At 68.3% G+C, this 16,209-nt stretch carries 18 protein-coding genes; 13 read left to right on the forward strand and 5 right to left on the reverse strand.

The window, feature by feature from the left end; genetic code table 11:
- The 3 genes from D3261_RS11610 to D3261_RS11620 form a co-directional block, all read right to left on the reverse strand.
- A partial coding sequence (locus D3261_RS11610; RefSeq protein WP_120072562.1) for a dihydroxy-acid dehydratase occupies positions 1-1,370 on the reverse strand: 1,370 nt, incomplete at its 3' end.
- Between the two features lie 66 nt (positions 1,371-1,436).
- Positions 1,437-2,036, reverse strand: coding sequence for a metal-dependent hydrolase (locus tag D3261_RS11615; RefSeq protein WP_120072564.1), 600 nt, complete (start codon positions 2,034-2,036; stop codon positions 1,437-1,439).
- A gap of 3 nt (positions 2,037-2,039) precedes the next feature.
- On the reverse strand, positions 2,040-3,125 hold the full coding sequence (locus D3261_RS11620) for a DUF1616 domain-containing protein (protein ID WP_120072566.1): 1,086 nt from the start codon (positions 3,123-3,125) through the stop codon (positions 2,040-2,042).
- 110 nt (positions 3,126-3,235) lie between these two features.
- Between D3261_RS11620 and D3261_RS11625 the strand changes: the two genes are divergently transcribed.
- The 7 genes from D3261_RS11625 to D3261_RS11655 all read left to right on the forward strand — a co-directional run bounded on the left by D3261_RS11625 (position 3,236) and on the right by D3261_RS11655 (position 9,117).
- Complete coding sequence (locus D3261_RS11625; protein ID WP_007695027.1) at positions 3,236-3,517, forward strand: winged helix-turn-helix domain-containing protein; 282 nt, start codon at positions 3,236-3,238, stop codon at positions 3,515-3,517.
- Between the two features lie 96 nt (positions 3,518-3,613).
- Positions 3,614-4,696: a cell surface glycoprotein related protein gene (locus D3261_RS11630; RefSeq protein ID WP_120072568.1), complete on the forward strand. Its 1,083-nt coding sequence runs from the start codon at positions 3,614-3,616 to the stop codon at positions 4,694-4,696.
- 175 nt (positions 4,697-4,871) lie between these two features.
- Entirely contained in the window at positions 4,872-5,615 is a 744-nt protein-coding gene (locus tag D3261_RS11635; protein ID WP_120072570.1) for a beta-ketoacyl-ACP reductase, read from the forward strand.
- Position 5,616: 1 nt separating this feature from the next.
- Positions 5,617-7,212 carry an acyl-CoA carboxylase subunit beta gene (locus tag D3261_RS11640; RefSeq protein WP_120072572.1) on the forward strand — a complete coding sequence of 532 codons (1,596 nt, stop codon included), beginning with the start codon at positions 5,617-5,619 and terminating at the stop codon, positions 7,210-7,212.
- Positions 7,212-7,517 (forward strand): hypothetical protein, encoded by a 306-nt coding sequence (locus D3261_RS11645; RefSeq protein ID WP_120072574.1) that lies wholly within the window; start codon positions 7,212-7,214, stop codon positions 7,515-7,517. The genes D3261_RS11640 and D3261_RS11645 overlap by 1 nt, the downstream gene beginning before the upstream one ends.
- 47 nt (positions 7,518-7,564) lie before the next feature.
- Positions 7,565-8,722, forward strand: a complete 1,158-nt coding sequence (locus tag D3261_RS11650; RefSeq protein WP_120072575.1) for a thiolase family protein — start codon at positions 7,565-7,567, stop codon at positions 8,720-8,722.
- A gap of 41 nt (positions 8,723-8,763) precedes the next feature.
- On the forward strand, positions 8,764-9,117 hold the full coding sequence (locus D3261_RS11655) for a Zn-ribbon domain-containing OB-fold protein (RefSeq protein WP_120072729.1): 354 nt from the start codon (positions 8,764-8,766) through the stop codon (positions 9,115-9,117).
- 307 nt (positions 9,118-9,424) lie between these two features.
- On the opposite strand, the gene D3261_RS11660 is transcribed toward D3261_RS11655, so the two are convergent.
- Positions 9,425-10,096, reverse strand: a complete 672-nt coding sequence (locus D3261_RS11660) for a hypothetical protein (RefSeq protein ID WP_120072577.1) — start codon at positions 10,094-10,096, stop codon at positions 9,425-9,427.
- A gap of 175 nt (positions 10,097-10,271) precedes the next feature.
- On the opposite strand from D3261_RS11660, the gene D3261_RS11665 reads away from it, so the two are divergent.
- The gene (locus tag D3261_RS11665) at positions 10,272-10,460 is read left to right on the forward strand and encodes a hypothetical protein (protein ID WP_120072579.1); all 189 of its coding nucleotides are present in this window, start codon (positions 10,272-10,274) and stop codon (positions 10,458-10,460) included.
- A gap of 97 nt (positions 10,461-10,557) precedes the next feature.
- Here the strand turns inward: D3261_RS11665 and D3261_RS11670 are convergent, their stop codons facing one another.
- On the reverse strand, positions 10,558-11,115 hold the full coding sequence (locus D3261_RS11670) for a metal-dependent hydrolase (RefSeq protein ID WP_120072581.1): 558 nt from the start codon (positions 11,113-11,115) through the stop codon (positions 10,558-10,560).
- A gap of 107 nt (positions 11,116-11,222) precedes the next feature.
- Here D3261_RS11670 and D3261_RS11675 point away from each other — a divergent pair, with 107 nt between their 5' ends.
- From D3261_RS11675 to D3261_RS11695, 5 genes are all read left to right on the forward strand, one after another.
- Positions 11,223-12,233, forward strand: a complete 1,011-nt coding sequence (locus D3261_RS11675; RefSeq protein WP_120072731.1) for a DUF1611 domain-containing protein — start codon at positions 11,223-11,225, stop codon at positions 12,231-12,233.
- Complete coding sequence (locus D3261_RS11680) at positions 12,230-13,282, forward strand: dipeptide epimerase (RefSeq protein WP_120072583.1); 1,053 nt, start codon at positions 12,230-12,232, stop codon at positions 13,280-13,282. Before D3261_RS11675 ends, D3261_RS11680 begins: the two co-directional genes overlap by 4 nt.
- Positions 13,283-13,313: 31 nt before the next feature.
- Entirely contained in the window at positions 13,314-13,769 is a 456-nt protein-coding gene (locus tag D3261_RS11685) for a universal stress protein (protein ID WP_120072584.1), read from the forward strand.
- 139 nt (positions 13,770-13,908) lie between these two features.
- Positions 13,909-15,003, forward strand: coding sequence for a Gfo/Idh/MocA family protein (locus D3261_RS11690; protein WP_120072586.1), 1,095 nt, complete (start codon positions 13,909-13,911; stop codon positions 15,001-15,003).
- An 81-nt stretch (positions 15,004-15,084) separates the two neighbouring features.
- Positions 15,085-16,197, forward strand: coding sequence for a CNNM domain-containing protein (locus D3261_RS11695; protein WP_120072588.1), 1,113 nt, complete (start codon positions 15,085-15,087; stop codon positions 16,195-16,197).
- Positions 16,198-16,209 lie beyond the last annotated feature (12 nt).

Below are 16,209 nucleotides of genomic sequence, written 5' to 3' on the forward strand. Positions count from 1 at the left end.
CCCCGCGGCCCCTCGTTCCGGATGATGATCACGTCGCCGCTCTCGATGTTGCCCTCCTGAACCCACTTCATCGCGCTCTCCTCGTCCTCGAACACCCGCGCCGGGCCCTCGTGGTGGAGCTTGTCGTCGCCGGTGACTTTGAGGACCGCACCGTCGGGTGCGAGGTTCCCCGAGAGAACCTTGATCGCGCCCTCGTCGTGGATCGGGTTCTCGACCGTCTGCACGAGGTCCGAATCGATCGCGGAGTCGTCGGGCAGGTCGAGATCGGTGAGACTCTCTTCGAGCGTCTTTCCAGTGACCGTCATCGCGTCGCCGTGGAGCAGGTCGGCGTCGAGCAGTCGGCGGAGCACGACCGGCACGCCACCCTGCTCGTGGAGGTCGGCCATCACGCCTGCACCACCCGGTCTGAGGTGGCAGATGTGCGGCGTTCGCGCCCCAACCTCGTTGAAGTCCTCTAGTGAAAGATCGATACCCGCCTCGGCGGCGAGCGCCGGGAGGTGGAGCACGGCGTTGGTCGACCCTCCGAGCGCCATCTGGAGCGCGATGGCGTTCTCGAAGCTCTCCTTCGAGAGCACGTCCGAGGGGCGGAGGTCCTCCTCGACACAGTGCATGACCGCCTCGCCCGCACGGCGCGCGACGTCGAGCCGGGCGTCGGACTCGGCGGGTGCACTCGCCGACCCCAGGGGAGCGAGCCCGAGCGCCTCGCTCATGCTCGCCATCGTGTTCGCGGTGTACATCCCGGCGCACGACCCCGCGCCCGGACACGCGTCGCGCTCCAGCGAGTCGAGCTCCTCGCGCGAGATGTCCCCTTGAGAATACGCGCCGACGCCCTCGAAGACGTCTTGGACGGTGACGTCCCGACCTTCGTGGTGGCCCGGGAGGATGGTCCCACCGTAGACGAACACGCTCGGGAGGTCGGTCCTGATGGCGGCCATCATCATCCCAGGGAGGTTCTTGTCACAGCCCGCGACCGTCACGAGCGCGTCCATCCGCTCGCCGAACGAGACGAGCTCCACGGAGTCGGCGATGACCTCCCGTGAGATGAGCGAGGCCTTCATCCCCTCCGTCCCCATCGAGATCGCGTCGCTCACGGTGACGGTACCGAACTCGATCGGCATCCCGCCCGCACCCTCGACACCCTCGATGGCGGCCTCGGCCACCGAATCGAGGTGCACATTACAAGGAGTGACGTCCGCCGCGGGGTTGGGGACGCCGACCATCGGCGAGTCGAGCGCGTCGTCGTCGAAGCCCATCGCGCGGAACATCGAGCGGTGAGGTGCGCGGTCCGGTCCGTCGGTGACCTCGCGACTACGCAAGTTCTCGTCCTTTTTCGACCCGTCGGGGTCGCGGTGTTGTGGTTGTTGGCTCATGCCAGGGGCTCGACGGCCACGAACATAAGTCTGCCACCACGGCCCGATCGGACGGCCGACCCCCGATCAGAGCGACTCTCGGCCCGTCGAGCGCCGGACCACGTTCCCGAGCGCCCGGATGCCGGGGTGGCCATCGTAGAGCCAGAGCACGAACACGAGGACGAACAGACCGACGTAAGCCACGAGCACCGGCCCCAGGAGCTGCTGGACGTACTGGACGAAGTAGTAGTCCGCGTTCGCGAGCAGCCCCGCACCCGCACCGGGACCCACGATCGGGTCCGAGACGTCGACCCCCGGACGGGCCATCACCGGCCAGAACAGGAACCAGTAGTTGAGTTCGTTGCCGAGCGCAACCGACGGGAGTACGTCCGCCGGGAGGTGCGAGGCGTAGCCGACGACGAACGCGAAGCCGATGCTGGTTCGCGAGCGCCAGTAGGCGACGGCGAGCACGACTATCCAGACCGGGACGGCGACGAAGACCGTGTGGGCGAACACGCCGGCGGGCAGGAGGTCGAACATCCACGACAGTGGTTTGTCGACGAGGTCGGGGAACTGGGTGCCGAGCGCGAGCGCGAGCGTCGGGTACTCCCCCGGTCGGCGACCGGCGAGGTGACAGAGCACCGAATAACAGAGGTAGCCGACCGCGAGGTGGCCCCACGGAAACACGGCTCAGCCACCCCCAGCGCTCTCGTTGGCCGGCGCGACGTCGACGGAGAGGTGGGCCGTCCGGTAGGCGTTCTCGGCGGTCGGGTCCCCGGGCGGCTCACCCTCGTAGAGGAGATAGACCAGCTGGAGGTTCTCCCCCGAGGTGGTGGGCGTTATCTGGTGTGGGTTCTGCCACGTCCGGTTCGCGGGGACGGTCGGTGACGAGAACTGGGTGAGTTGGTCGCGCGAGAGCACCTCGCTACCGTTGCGATTCTGGAGCTGGACCACCACCGAGTAGTTCGCCGCCACTTGTTCCTCGTTCTCGACGCTCACGACGTACTGCTGTTCTTCGCCCTCGGTGAGGTTCGTCGGGTAGTCGAAGTCGAGCTGGTCGGAGTCGTTGAACGCACCCACCCGGAACATGGTGGGCGCTTCGGCCTCCTGTGGCGTCGCGAACGTGTAGGTCAGCGCCACGGTGGCGACCAGGATGCTGAGGACCAGCACCACGTTGAGGAGAGCGTCGGCGGGCGAATCGGTGAGCCCGTCGGCGAAGTCACGAGCCCAGTAGCCCGCGGGGGCCGCGAACCGCTCGGCGCGCGGGAGGCGGAGCCGACGCACGAACCCGACGACCATCCCCGCCAGCGTGACGACAGCCAGGATGCCGACGATCGGGGCGGTGCGGTAGGGCGATCCGGTACCGAACAGGATCGGGAGGAAGCCGAGGGCCAACGCGAGCAGCGGGACGGCGAACAGGCTCAGGCCGAACGAGAGCGCCGCGCGCTCGCCCCACCGCACGCCGCGACGCTGGATCGACCGCATGCTCTCGAACCGCCGGCTCATCCCCGAGAGCGAGCTCACCCGACCGGCGTTGCGCGAGGGGCGGCCGGGGAACAGCGCCGCGAGCACCGCATAGCCCGGCAGGAACAGGAGCAGCGGGATCCCGAGGACGAACTGGACGGTCGCCGGCAGGCCGCCGAGGACGATGAGGGGCGCGACGACCACGGTGTAGAGGAAACCGACGATCAGATCGCCCGGCAGCCCCCGGAACGCCGCCGCGCTATCGACGTAGCGGTCCGACTGCCCACCACCGTCGAGCGAATCACGGGACACTACGCGGTGTCGGGAACCGGGGTTCTTGAGTGTATCCGTTCGGCCCGACGAACGGATACGCATATGTTATGCTCCTCCAGTGAGTAGGCTGGGGGTATAGGGAGCTAGATATGACGGATGAGTGGGATCTGATCAGCTTCGTGGTCCGGTCACAGTACCGGGTCGACGTTCTCGAACGGCTCGTCGAGGGCCCCGCAACGCCCTCACAGATCGCCGCCGACGAGGACATCGCCATCACCCACGTCTCGCGTGCGCTCTCGGGGCTCCGCGAGGGCGACCACGAGATGGTGGAGCTGCTCGTCTCGGAGGACCAGAAGAAAGGACGGGTCTACGGTATCACCGAAACCGGCGAGCGGGTTTGGGATCGCCTCGAATCCGAGAACATGGTCTGAGGCAGTTCTATTGCCTATTTTCCGCGGATCTGGAGGATAGTAACCGGCGGACGGGGAACGATATTTATTTGCCGGTGCGCGGAGGAGCGCGTTGCAATGCAACGGGAGACGGACACGCAGCGCGACGGCCCGGGTCGGTTGGCCCGGGTCGCGTTCGCGGCGGTGATGGTGACCGCCGCGCTCGCGCTCGCACCGGCGACCACGGCCGCTCAGTCGAACGCAAGCAACGCGACGTTCATCGTCCAGCAGGGCTCACAGTGTACCCAGGTCACTCCGCTCGGCGACGGCACACGGACCGTCGAGGACTTCTACGACTATCAGGTCCTCAACGAGACCGCCAACTACAGCTCGCTCGGCACCGTCGACATCCAGGAGGACCAGACGAGCCAGGTGTTCGTCTACGACGGCAGTGACGGGCTGAGCCTCGTGTTCCTGAACGACGAGATCGGCGAGCCCGGTGGCTTCGTCGCCACCGCGGAGATCTCGGGGCTCCCGGCCGACGGTGACTGGGTCGTCGAGGACGACAACTACACCGACCGCGACGACGTCTTCGAGTACACCGACACCGGCGCGCACATCGAGTGGAACTCGAACGGCGAGCGAACCGACGGCGCGGCGTTCGCGGGGCTCGACAGCCCGAACTACAGCACCGTCGAGGTCGACATCGCGTTCAACGACGAGACCGACCGCTACCCGTTCGAGGAGTGGTCCGGCCAGCCCTCGGACAACGAGATCCAGAACTGGCAGGTCCGTTCGGGTGACGGCAGCACCAGTCAGCTCGACATGAGCCAGCCGATCCAGCTCAGCCCCGGCACCTGCAGCGGCGGCGTGAGCACGTTCACCGCGACACCCACCCCGAGCACCGACGCGGCCGGGACGACCGGCACGGACGTCGCCACGTCGGCCCCGACCGCGGCCGCGACCTCGACGGCCACCACGACGTCGACCGCGACGGCGACCGGGACGACGACATCGACCGCGACCGCCGCACGGACGGATGCCTCGACACGGACCGCCGCGGCGACCGAGTCGAGCGCGGCCACCGACACCGCGGGAACGAACGGGTCGGCGGGTGAGGGCGACTCCGGGTCCGGCGCGTTCGGTCCCGGCTTCGGGGTCGTCGTCGCGGCACTGGCCCTCGTGCTCGCGGGTGTCGGACTCGCGCGCCGGCAAGGATAGTCGCGCGCCACGTCCGATCGACCGGATCCGGATCGCGACCCGGTTTTTTCTCGTCTCGGTGCCGGCAGCACGATACCAATCAATGGTTCTGAGTGGGAACGGTCGTCACAGGAGCTGCATCACGGCTTCGTACGCGCCACAGACTTACGTACTCCGGCGTCAAGGGAGTTCACATATGACTCTCGAAGATCGGACTTGCGTGGTCACCGGCGCATCGCGGGGGATCGGCCGGGGCATCGCGGAGGAGTTCGGCCGCCACGGGGCGAACGTCGCCGTGAACTACCGCTCGTCCGAGGCCGCCGCTCACGAGGTGGTCGACGCCGTCGAGGACGCCGGGGGCGAGGCGATCGCCGTCCAGGCCGACGTCGCCGACCACGACGCCGTCGCCGGGATGGCCGAGGAGGTTCGGTCGGCGTTCGGGCCCGCGGACGTGCTCGTGAACAACGCGGGGCTCACCGTCGACCGCACGTTCAAGAACATGACGCCGGAGGACTGGCAGCGCGTCGTGGACGTGAACCTCGGGGGGATGTACAACTGCACCCACCGCTTCTTCGAGGACATCATCGCCGCCGACTGTGGCCGGCTGATCAACATCTCGAGCGTCGTCGGCCAGCAGGGCAACTACGGCCAGGCCAACTACGCCACCACCAAGAGCGGGATGTTCGGCTTCACCCGGACGATCGCGCTCGAACTCGCCCGCACGGGATCGACAGCGAATTGTGTCGCCCCCGGATTCGTCAGAACCGACATGCTCGACGAGGTTTCCGACCACGTACAGGAGCAGATCCTCGAACGGATCCCGCTCGAACGGTTCGCCGAGGTCGACGACATCACCGGCATCGTCCGGTTCGTCGCGAGCGAGGACTCCGGCTACATGACCGGTCAGATCCTCGCCGTCAACGGCGGGATGGAGTGGTAACGTGGCGACCGAAGACCCCGCCGACGCCACCGACGCCGACGTCGGCCCGCGCGCCGACGAGTCGCCCGTCGAGGAGCTCCGACGACGACGGGAAGCGGCGGAGCTCGGCGGCGGCGAGGAGCGCATCGAGGCCCAACACGAGAAGGGCAAGAAGACCGCGCGCGAGCGGATCGACTACTTCCTCGACGAGGGGAGTTTCGTGGAGTTCGACGCGTTCGTCGAACACCAATCGACCAACTTCGACATGGACGAGCGGAAGTACGCTGGCGACGGCGTCGTGACGGGTTACGGCGAGGTCGACGGCCGAACCGTGTTCGTCTTCGCCCACGATTTTACCGTGCTCGGTGGCTCGGTCGGCGAGGCGGTCGGGGAGAAGGTCTGTAAGGTGATGGACCGGGCGATAGACAACGGGGTCCCCATCGTCGGGCTCAACGACTCGGCGGGCGCGCGGATTCAGGAGGGGATCGACTCGCTGGTGGGCTTCGCGAAGATCTTCCGTCGGAACACGAAGGCGAGCGGCCTGATCCCCCAGATCTCGGGGATCATGGGGCCGTGTGCTGGCGGGGCGACCTACTCGCCCGCGCTGACGGACTTCACGGTGATGGTCGAGGACACCTCGCACATGATGATCACTGGCCCCGACGTGATCGAGACGGTGACGGGCGAGGAGATATCGATGGCGGAGCTCGGTGGCGCGAAGACCCACGCGGCCGAGAGCGGGGTCGCCCACCGGACGGCCGCGAGCGAGGAGGACGCGCTCGACGACATCAAACGACTCCTCTCGTACCTCCCGCAGAACAACGTCGAGGACCCGCCGAAGGTGGACTCGTGGGACGACCCCCACCGTCGATGTGAGGTGGGTGACGTGGTCCCGAACGAACCCAAGAAACCCTACGACGTGACGACGGTGCTCGACGGCGTGGTCGACGAGGGCTCGTTGTTCGAGGTCCACGGCGACTTCGCGCGCAACATCGTCACCGGCTTCGCGCGGATGGACGGCCAGCCGGTCGGGATCGTGGCGAACCAACCACGGGTCAACGCCGGCACGCTCGACATCGAGGCGAGCCAGAAGGGCGCGCGGTTCGTCCGGTTCTGTGATTCGTTCAACCTCCCGATCCTGACGTTCGTGGATGTCCCTGGATTCATGCCCGGCACCGAACAGGAACACAACGGGATCATCCGCCACGGCGCGAAGCTGATCTACGCCTACGCCGAGGCCACGGTCCCCCTGTGTACCGTGATCCTCCGGAAAGCCTACGGTGGGGCCTACATCGTGATGGGCTCGAAGATGCTCGGGGCGGACACCAACTACGCGTGGCCGGGCGCGGAGACCGCGGTGTTGGGTCCGCGAGGTGCGGTCAACATCCTCTACGAGGACGAGATCGAGGCGGCCGAAGATCCCGACGAGCGCCGCCAGGAGCTGATGGACGAGTTCCGCGAGGAGTTCGCCAACCCCTACTCGGCCGCCAAACGCGGCTACGTCGACGACGTGATCGAACCGGGCACGACGCGCGAGCGCCTGATCCGCGACCTGGACGTGCTCGAACGCAAACGAACCGACTTCCCGCCGAAGGACCACGGCAACATCCAGCTCTGATGAGCGACGCAGCATCCAGCCCACACGAGGCCGAGCGGGCAGACGACCGACCGAGCGAAACGACGCTCCCCGACGACGTGGCGCTCTCGATACCCGCCACCGCGAACCGCGGCGAGGCCGCCGCCATCGCCGCCGCGGTCGGGGCGCACCTCCGCGACCGTGCCGCGGCCGCCGAGGCCGCGACCGACGGCGCAGCGAGCGAGTGTGACCGCTGGAAGCTCTGTGACCGGTTGGGTTGTCGCGACCCGCCGCGTCCGACCGCCCACGGCGAGGAGTGGAAGGCGGCGGGGCGGGTCCGACGGTAGCGACTGCGCCGAAACACCCATGTCGGTGCCGGGTGTGGTGGTGGGCCATGAGCACGACCGTCGCGGTCATCGGGGCGTCGATGACCCAGTTCGGCCAGCGCGACGCGTGGGTCCGTGACCTGCTCGCCGAGGCGGGGGAAGCCTGCCTCGACGACGCCGGCGTCGATCCCGGAGCCGTCGAGCACTGCTACGTCTCGAACATGGCCTCCGGCGAGTTCGAGGGGCAGACGGGGGTTCCGAACGCGCTCGCCCACGACCTGAACTGTCTGCCAGCCTACACCCAGCGGGTCGACCAGACGTCCTCGTCGGGTGGGGCGGGCATCTACGCCGCCTGGCAGTCGGTGGCCGCGGGCGCGAGCGACATGACCCTCCTCGTCGGCGGCGAGAAGATGACCCATCGTACGACCCCCGAGGCGACGGACGTGATCGCCTCGCTCACCCACCCCGTCGAGTACAAACACGGCGTCACGCTCCCGAGCTTCGCGGGTCTCACGGCGCGGCTCTACCTCGACACCTACGACGCGCCGCGCGAGAGTCTGGGGAAAGTGGCCGTCAAAAATCACAAGAACGGGGTCGACAACCCACACGCCCAGTTCCGCAAGGAGGTCGACCTGGAGACGGTGCTCGAAAGCCCGGTGGTCGCCGACCCGCTCCGGCTCTACGACTTCTGTCCCATCACCGACGGGAGCGCGGCGCTGCTGTTCTGCCCCGAGTCCGTCGCGCGCGAGTACACCGACGACTACGCCGTGATCTCCGGTATCGGCGGCGCAACGGACACCCACGTGGTCCACGAGCGTTCCGACCCCACGACGATGGGCGGGGTCGTCGAGTCCGGCGCGACGGCCTACGAGATGAGCGGCTACGGTCCCGACGACATCGACGTCGCCGAGCTCCACGACATGTTCACGATCCTCGAGTTCCTCCAGATGGAGGGCCTGGACTTCGCCGAGCAGGGTGAGGCGTGGCAAGCGATCGAGAACGGAACGACCGAACGCGACGGCGAATTGCCGATCAACACCTCCGGCGGGCTGAAGTCGAAGGGCCACCCGCTCGGCGCGAGCGGGGTGGCCCAGGGCTACGAGATCTACAAACAGGTCATGGGCGACGCGGGGCCGCGGCAGGTGGACGCGGACGTCGGGCTCGCGTGCAACGTGGGTGGGTTCGGCAACTGTGTCATCACCACGATCATGGAGGCGGGCGCGTGAGCGACCCCGACCACGACGCCGACGCGGATTCGGCACACACGATGATGGCCGCGCGGTACGCCGACGGCTCGCTGACGTACCCCCCGCACCCGATCGGGCCGGACGGCAGCGAGCCCGTCGACCGGGTGGACCTGAGCGAGCACACCGCCCGAGTCGTGACCTGGACGACCAGCACCGCGCCGCCGCCCGGCGTCGAGGGACCGAACCACCTCGCGATCGTCGAGTTCGACGTCGACGGGGAGTCAGTGCGCGCGCTCGGCCAGCTCACGACCGACGACGTCGAGATCGGTGACGAGGTCGCGCCCGTCTACGCCGAGCAGCTCCGCGACCCCGAGGCCGGGATCCGCGAGCCGGAGAGCCAGGACTGGGACGGCTACCGGTTCGAACCCGTCTGACCTCGCGCGACGGCCGAATCGGACCGTGACCCATCCGGCGGTGCGGTCGGCGGTTGGAATGCGATGGCGCGCGCTCGCGGTCGGTGTGAGTGATGACGAACACCGACCGCGAACACCGTGCGAGGGATGAACGATGCGAGGGCGAAGCCCGAGCGGAGTGAATCGGCTGGGGAGGTATGTGGCCGGTGCGGGGCGGTTGCGGAGTGGTTTGTGGTTCTCAGTTGTACCGGGCGAGAGTCGGTAGCGCTTCGAGTAGGGACCATCCACCCTCGACCGAAAACGAAGATACCCAGTCGACTCCGTTCGCCTACTGGTCCTCGTCGTTGTCGTCGTTTCCATCCCGTCCACCGTTTCGCTCGTTCTCCTCGTCGATCGCGTCGTGGATCGAATCCAGTTCGGCGTCCACGTCGATGGTGACGCCCTCGTCCGCACCCGACTCGGAGTCCTCGTCCAGATCCCACGGGTCACGACCCCTGTCGTCCCGGTCGTCGCGGGCGGGCGACCCTCGATCCGACCGGCGCTCGGCCTCGCGGAGGCGGTCGTCGATCTCGGTGCGAAGTGCACGGGCATCGTCGAGGAGGGTGCTGGCTTCGGAGTTCTCGGGTCGGCCTTCGAGCGCGCCCTGGAGGTCGACGAGCGCGTCGTCGAGGCGGTCGAGCGCGCCGCGGCTGAGGGTTTCGGTGCGTGCGCGCGCCTCGCGGCTCCGACCCCGGACCTCGTCGCCGGCGCGGGCGAGTCGGAGCGCGCCCTGGAACGCTTCGAGCGCGCGGATGTTGGCCTCGAGGATCGCGATCACGGCCGGTATCGCGAGTTCGTCGGTGAACCGGAGGACCTCGCCCGGCGTCGGCGGTCGTGGGAGGCCGAGCGGACCGCGCGGCGGCTCGGACGCGCGGTCGAGTTCGTCGCGGAGGTCGGCGAGCGTCGTCGAGAGCTCCCCGGCGAGGCGCTCCATCTCGCGGTCGCGGTCGGCGTCGGTCATACACCCCGTTGGCGTCGCACGGCAAAAAGACCGGGGCGCGACGGCGGTTCGGCGACGCCGCCGCGAGAGTTCGCTGCGGACGATCCACACGAACGTACACTGATAACACTTATCACGGTGTGGGTTCTCGTGACGGTATCGACATGGAACCCATCGCTGCCCGCCCCCCAACGAAATGAGCACCGCACCACACGAATCGGCCGGCGCGACCGATTCGACCGACTCGACCGCCGACCCACCCGCGCTCACCGAACGCATCGTCGCCTTCGAACGCGAGGACGACGCGGTCGTCCTCTACGACGAGCGCGAACACACCGCGTGGCTCCAGTCGAGCGGCGCGGTCGCCGTCACCGACGCCCGATAACCGTCGGTTTCCTCACCGCTCCGTCCGTACCATCGACCCGAGAACCCGAGCGGTCGCTACCCCTCTGTCGCCACCGTCGAGTGCGGTCGGGCCTCAGTCACGACCCGACGGCCCGCCGCCACGACCCGAGCCACTTCCGGAGGGTTCCGATCCCGGGCCGACCGTCGCGAACCCAGACCGCGAGCGCGAGGCCGACGAGCGCGAACTGGAACCACGCGTACGGCGTGAGTTCCATCGTGGCGAACCGTTCGAGGAAGCCGATCCCCGGTTCGGGGGTCGGGAGTGGAAGCAGCGGCCAGCCGAGGGAGGCCAGGTCCCGGAAGTCACCGGCGAGCAGCGGGGCGATCGCGTCGGTCGCGAGGTGGGTCGCGTAGCCGACGGCGAACGCGACCGCCAGCCGGGTTCGGTCCCGACGACGCGCGACCAGCCAGACGAGCCCACAGACCACGAGCGCGGTGAGCAAGGAGTGGGCCAACGACCGGCCGCTCGGGAGCACGCCGAACGACCACGCGAGCGGTTTGTCCACGAGGTCCGGGAACTGCGTCCCGAAGACGGCGGCGAGCGCGGCCTCACCGGTCGGCGGTCGGTCGGTTCGCCGGCGCGCGAGACCGGTGTAGACGAGATAGCCGACGGCGAGGTGTCCCCACGGCCACATTGGGTCGGCTACTCGACTGGCGGACTTACGGGCTTCGAACCAACGTCGGGCGGGACGGGGCCGTCGAATGGTCGAGGTTTATGGTCCCGGTTCGCCTCGCGTCGAGTATGGCTACCGTCCTGCTCGCCCACGAGAAGTTCCCCCACCGCGCGAAGACCGCCGTCAGCATCCTCCGGTACGCCGACGACGACGTGGTCGCGGTGCTCGACCGCGCGAACGCCGGTCGGTCGGTCCACGACTTCCTGCCCGACGTCCAGGACGCGCCGATCGTCTCGGGGATGGACGAGGTCGAGCGCTGTGACGAACTTATCATTGGGATCGCGCCGATCGGCGGCGGCTTCGAGGACTCCTGGCGCGCGGACGTCAGGACGGCGCTCGAACGCGGTTGTGACGTCACCGCGGGGCTCCACTCCTTCCTCAACGACGACGAGGAGTTTCGGGAACTCGCCGACGAACACGGCTGTGAGCTCACCGACGTCCGGAATCCACCCGACGACCTCGGCGTGAGCGAGGGCCGCGCGGGCGAGGTCGACGCCGAGGTGATCCTCACCGTGGGCACGGACTGCTCGGTGGGGAAGATGACGGTCGCGCGCGAACTCTACGAGGCCGCCCGCGAGCGCGGCGAGGACGCGGCGTTCATCCCGACGGGCCAGACCGGGATCATGATCGAGGGCTGGGGGAACCCGATCGACCGCGTGGTGAGCGACTTCACCGCGGGCGCGGTCGAGGAGATGATACTCGAACGCGCGGACCACGACTACCTCTTCGTCGAGGGCCAGGCCTCGATCGTCCATCCAGCCTACTCGGCGGTGACCTGCGGGATCCTCCACGGCGCGATGCCGGACGAACTCGTGCTCTGTCACGAGGCGGGCCGCGAGACGATCCACGGCTACGAGCACATCGAGATCCCGCCGCTGCCGACCTACGTCGAACGCTACGAGTCGTTCGCCGAACCCGTCCACGAGACCGAGGTCGTCGCGGGCGCGCTCAACACCCGGAGCCTCGAAACCGACGAGGGAGCCCGGAGCGCGGTCGGAGCCTACACCGAAGCCCTCGACGTCCCGGCCACCGACCTCCTCCGGTTCGGCCCGGAGGGGGTGCTGGAGGCGGTGCTGTGAGCCTCGAAACGGAGTTCGAACGGGTCTCGCTCGACCTCGCGAACGCGTTCACCATCGCGCGCGGTACCCAGGATATCGCCGAGAACGTGGTCGTTCGGGTCTCGGACGGCGAGCACACCGGCATCGGCGGTGCCGCCCCCTCGCGACACTACGGCGAGACCGCCGACACCGTCGAGACCGTGCTGCCGGAGCTGCTCGCGGTCGTCGAGGAGATCGACGACCCGCACGCCCTCGCACGCGTCGAGCGCCGGCTCCGCGAGGTCGTCACCCGGAACCCCGCCGCGCGGTGTGCGGTGTCGACGGCGCTCCACGACCTCGCCGCGAAACGCCTCGACCTCCCACTGTATCGCTACTGGGGGCTCGACCCGGCGAGGACCGTCCCGACCTCGTTCACGATCGGGCTCGACACGCTGGAGCGGATCGCGGAGAAGACCGAGCGCGCGGTTGACGCGGGCTACCAGATACTGAAGGTCAAGCTCGGCACCGACCGCGACCGCGCGGTCGTCGAGACGGTGCGCGAGGCCGCCCCAGATGTAAGGATCCGCGTCGACGCCAACGAGGCGTGGACCCCACACGAGGCGGTCGAGAAGATCGGGATGTGCCGGGAGTTCGGGGTGGAGTTCGTCGAACAGCCCGTTCCCGCCGAGAACCCCGCCGGGCTCGAGTACGTCCACGAGCGCGCCGCCCTCCCGATCGCCGCCGACGAGTCGTGTGTGAACCCGGACGACGTGCCCGAACTCGTCGGCCGGGCCGACATCGCCAACATCAAGCTCATGAAGTGTGGTGGCCTCCGGGCGGCGCGCCGGATGATCCACACGGCGCACGCGAACGGCCTCGAGGTCATGCTCGGTTGCATGGTCGAGTCCAACGCCGCGATCGCCGGGGCCCACCACCTCGTCCCCGCGATCGAGTACGCCGACCTCGACGGCTCGCTGTTGCTCGCGAGCGATCCCTACGACGGCGTTCCGGTCTCGGCGGGCGAGATCGACCTCGCGAGCCTCGACCGTGCGGGGACTGGCGCACGTCTCGCGGCCGACTGCGGTCCGTAGTATTATATAAGGGTAGTGGGTATCGTTGGGTATGGCACTCGAAACCGTCGTGCTGGCGGTCGGACCGGGCGACGCCGAACGTATCGACGAACTCGCCGAGACCACGGTCGACATCGTCGGGTCGTCGGACGCATCGGTCGTGCTCGGACACGTCTTCACCGAGGACGAGTACGCGAACACCGTCGAGAGTCTTGGGTTCGACGCCGGCGGCGAGGTCACGCCGAACCGCGTCGCGGCGCGTCACGCCACGATCCGCGAGCTCGCCGACCGGCTCGAGGCCGCGGGTATCGAGTACTCCGTCGGCGGGGCGGTCGGCAACCACGGCGACAGCATCATCGGGCTCGCCGAGGAGGCCGACGCCGACCTCGTGGTCGTCGGTGGACGGCAGCGCTCGCCGACCGGCAAGGCGGTGTTCGGCTCGACGGCCCAGAAGGTGATGCTCTCGGCCCCGTGTCCGGTGACGTTCGTCCGGGCCAACAGCGAGTAGCGCGGTCGGTTCGAAACCACGGTCGTCGAGCGTGCGGACCGTGGAGGGACGGCCGACATGGTCGTTCGATAGGCTTTTCGTTCGCTCCGATCCGGTACCAGAACGGTATTCTTACGGTCACGGTGTGGATAGGAGTGATATGTCCTCCACGTCCCCGAAGATCGGGATCATCGGTCTCGGGAACATCGGCCGTTTTCACGCCGATAGACTCGTCGACCACGGGGCCGATATCGTCGGCGGGGTCGATATCAACCCCGACGCCCGCACCGCCTTCGCCGACGCCTACGCCACGAGCGCTTACGAGAAGGCCGACGAACTGTTCGCCGAGGCCGAGGGGGTCGTGGTCGGTACGCCGAACCGGTACCACGAGGAGTACGCCACGATGGCGCTGGAGTCGAACACGAACGTGTTGCTCGAAAAACCGCTCGCGCACACCATCGAGAGCGCGGAGGCGATCGCCGAGGCCGCCGCCGACAGCGAGGCGTTCGTGATGACGGGCTTCGAGAACCGCTTCGCGAACTCCGTCGAGGTGCTGAAGGGGTTCCAGCGCGACGGCCGGTTCGGCACCGCTCACCACGTCGAGGCCAACTACATCCGCCGGCGGGGGATCCCGGGCCGGGGGTCGTGGTTCACGAGTCAGGCCTCCTCGGGCGGCGGGTCGCTGATCGATATCGGCGTCCACGCCATCGACCTCGCGCTCTACTTCCTGGACTTCCCCGAGGTCACGGAGGTCTCGGCCACCACGCGTTCGTCGTTCGGGTCGCGCGAGGACTACGCCTACATCGATATGTTCGGCGAGGACCTCGGCCCAGGCGAGTTCGACGTCGACGACTCCGTGACCGCGTTCATCCGGTGTGCGAACGGCGCGACCGTCTCGCTCGAAGCCGCGTGGGCCACCAACCGCCCCACGAACCACGAGTTCATGCTCCGCGGCAGCGACGCCGGGGCCTGCTTCGACCGGAGCGAGGACACCCTCAAGATCTACGAGAGCGGGAAGAAGGGGACCGACCACCTCGCGGACACCGACATCACCACCCGGACGAACGACTCGATGGCGGCCGAGCAGGCGGCGTTTCTGGAGGCCGTCGAGAGCGGGACCCCGCCCGAGATGAACACGCTCGAACAGGGGATGGTCGTCCAGCGCGTCATCGACGCGATCTATCGCTCCTCGGAGAACGGCCGGGCGATCCGGCTCGACGGGGCGAGCCACGACGCGGCCGTCGAACTCGACTGAAACCGGTCCCGTCCGTCGAACCGAACGAGCGCGGCGATACCCAACGGTTTTCCGCCCCACGATGGTAGCCTTCCCAACAGGATGAACTCGATAGAGATAGTGCTCAGACTGGTCGGCGGGGGGGCGTTGATCCTCGCGAACGGCTTCTTCGTCGCGATCGAGTTCGGTCTCACGCGTGCGCGGCAGTACTCCGAGTCGGAGTTCGTCGAACCCGGCGACACCGGGCTCGAACGGGCGTGGGCGATGACGGAGGACCTCGAGATCTACCTCACGGGCTGTCAGGTCGGGATCACCGCCGCGAGCATCTCGCTCGGGATCGTGGCCGAACCCGCGCTCGCGGCGATCCTCGAACCCGTCTTCGGCGGCACCGTGCTCGCCTCGCTCGGCGCGGGCGCGCTGCTCGCCTTCCTCGTGGTCAATCTCGTCCACGTGGTCTACGGCGAGCAGACGCCGACGTACCTCGGGGTCGAGCGCTCGAAGCAGGTGTGTCGGTACGGCGCGACCCCGCTGTACTGGTTCACGCGGGTTATCCGGCCGATCCTCGATCTGGGTGACGCGGTCGCGAAGTGGACGCTGGGGCTGTTCGGCGTGGAGATGACCGGTGCGTGGCTCGAAGCCGAGGCCGACGTGATCGAGGGACGTGCGGACCTCCATCGGCGCCTCGGGTCGGTGCTCACGGCGGGCGACCTCCCCGAGGAACGCCGTGAGGAGGTGATGAACGCGCTCGCGGTCGGGGAGATACCCGTATCGGACGTCATGGTACCCCGCGAGGCGGTCGCTGGGCTCTCGACCGAGAACACGCCCGCCGAGAACCTCGCGGTCGTCGAGGAGAACCCCTACCTCCGATTCCCGCTGTTCGGGCCCGACGACGAGTATCTGGGGGTGGTCTACCTCGCGGCGGTCACGAACCGGTTCGAGGCGTTCCGGAACGGCGAGGTCGACATCGAGGCGTTGGCGACCGCGCCGATGACGCTACCGGTCGACGAGGAGGTCAGCGACGCGATCGACCGGTTCCAGGCGGAGAACCAGGAACTCGCGCTGGTCGAGGCGGACGGCGAGCTCGTCGGGCTGCTCACCGTCACCGACGCCTTCGAGGAGGTCATGGGCGACCTCGACGACCCGATCGACGACTACCAACCGGACCGACGGCCGACGAGCGGTCGTGGTCCCGACTCGTCGGGGGATCCGGCATGAGTCGGACGTGTA

Origin of the sequence: Halococcus sp. IIIV-5B, assembly GCF_003602035.1 — an archaeon.
GTDB lineage: Archaea > Halobacteriota > Halobacteria > Halobacteriales > Halococcaceae > Halococcus > Halococcus salsus.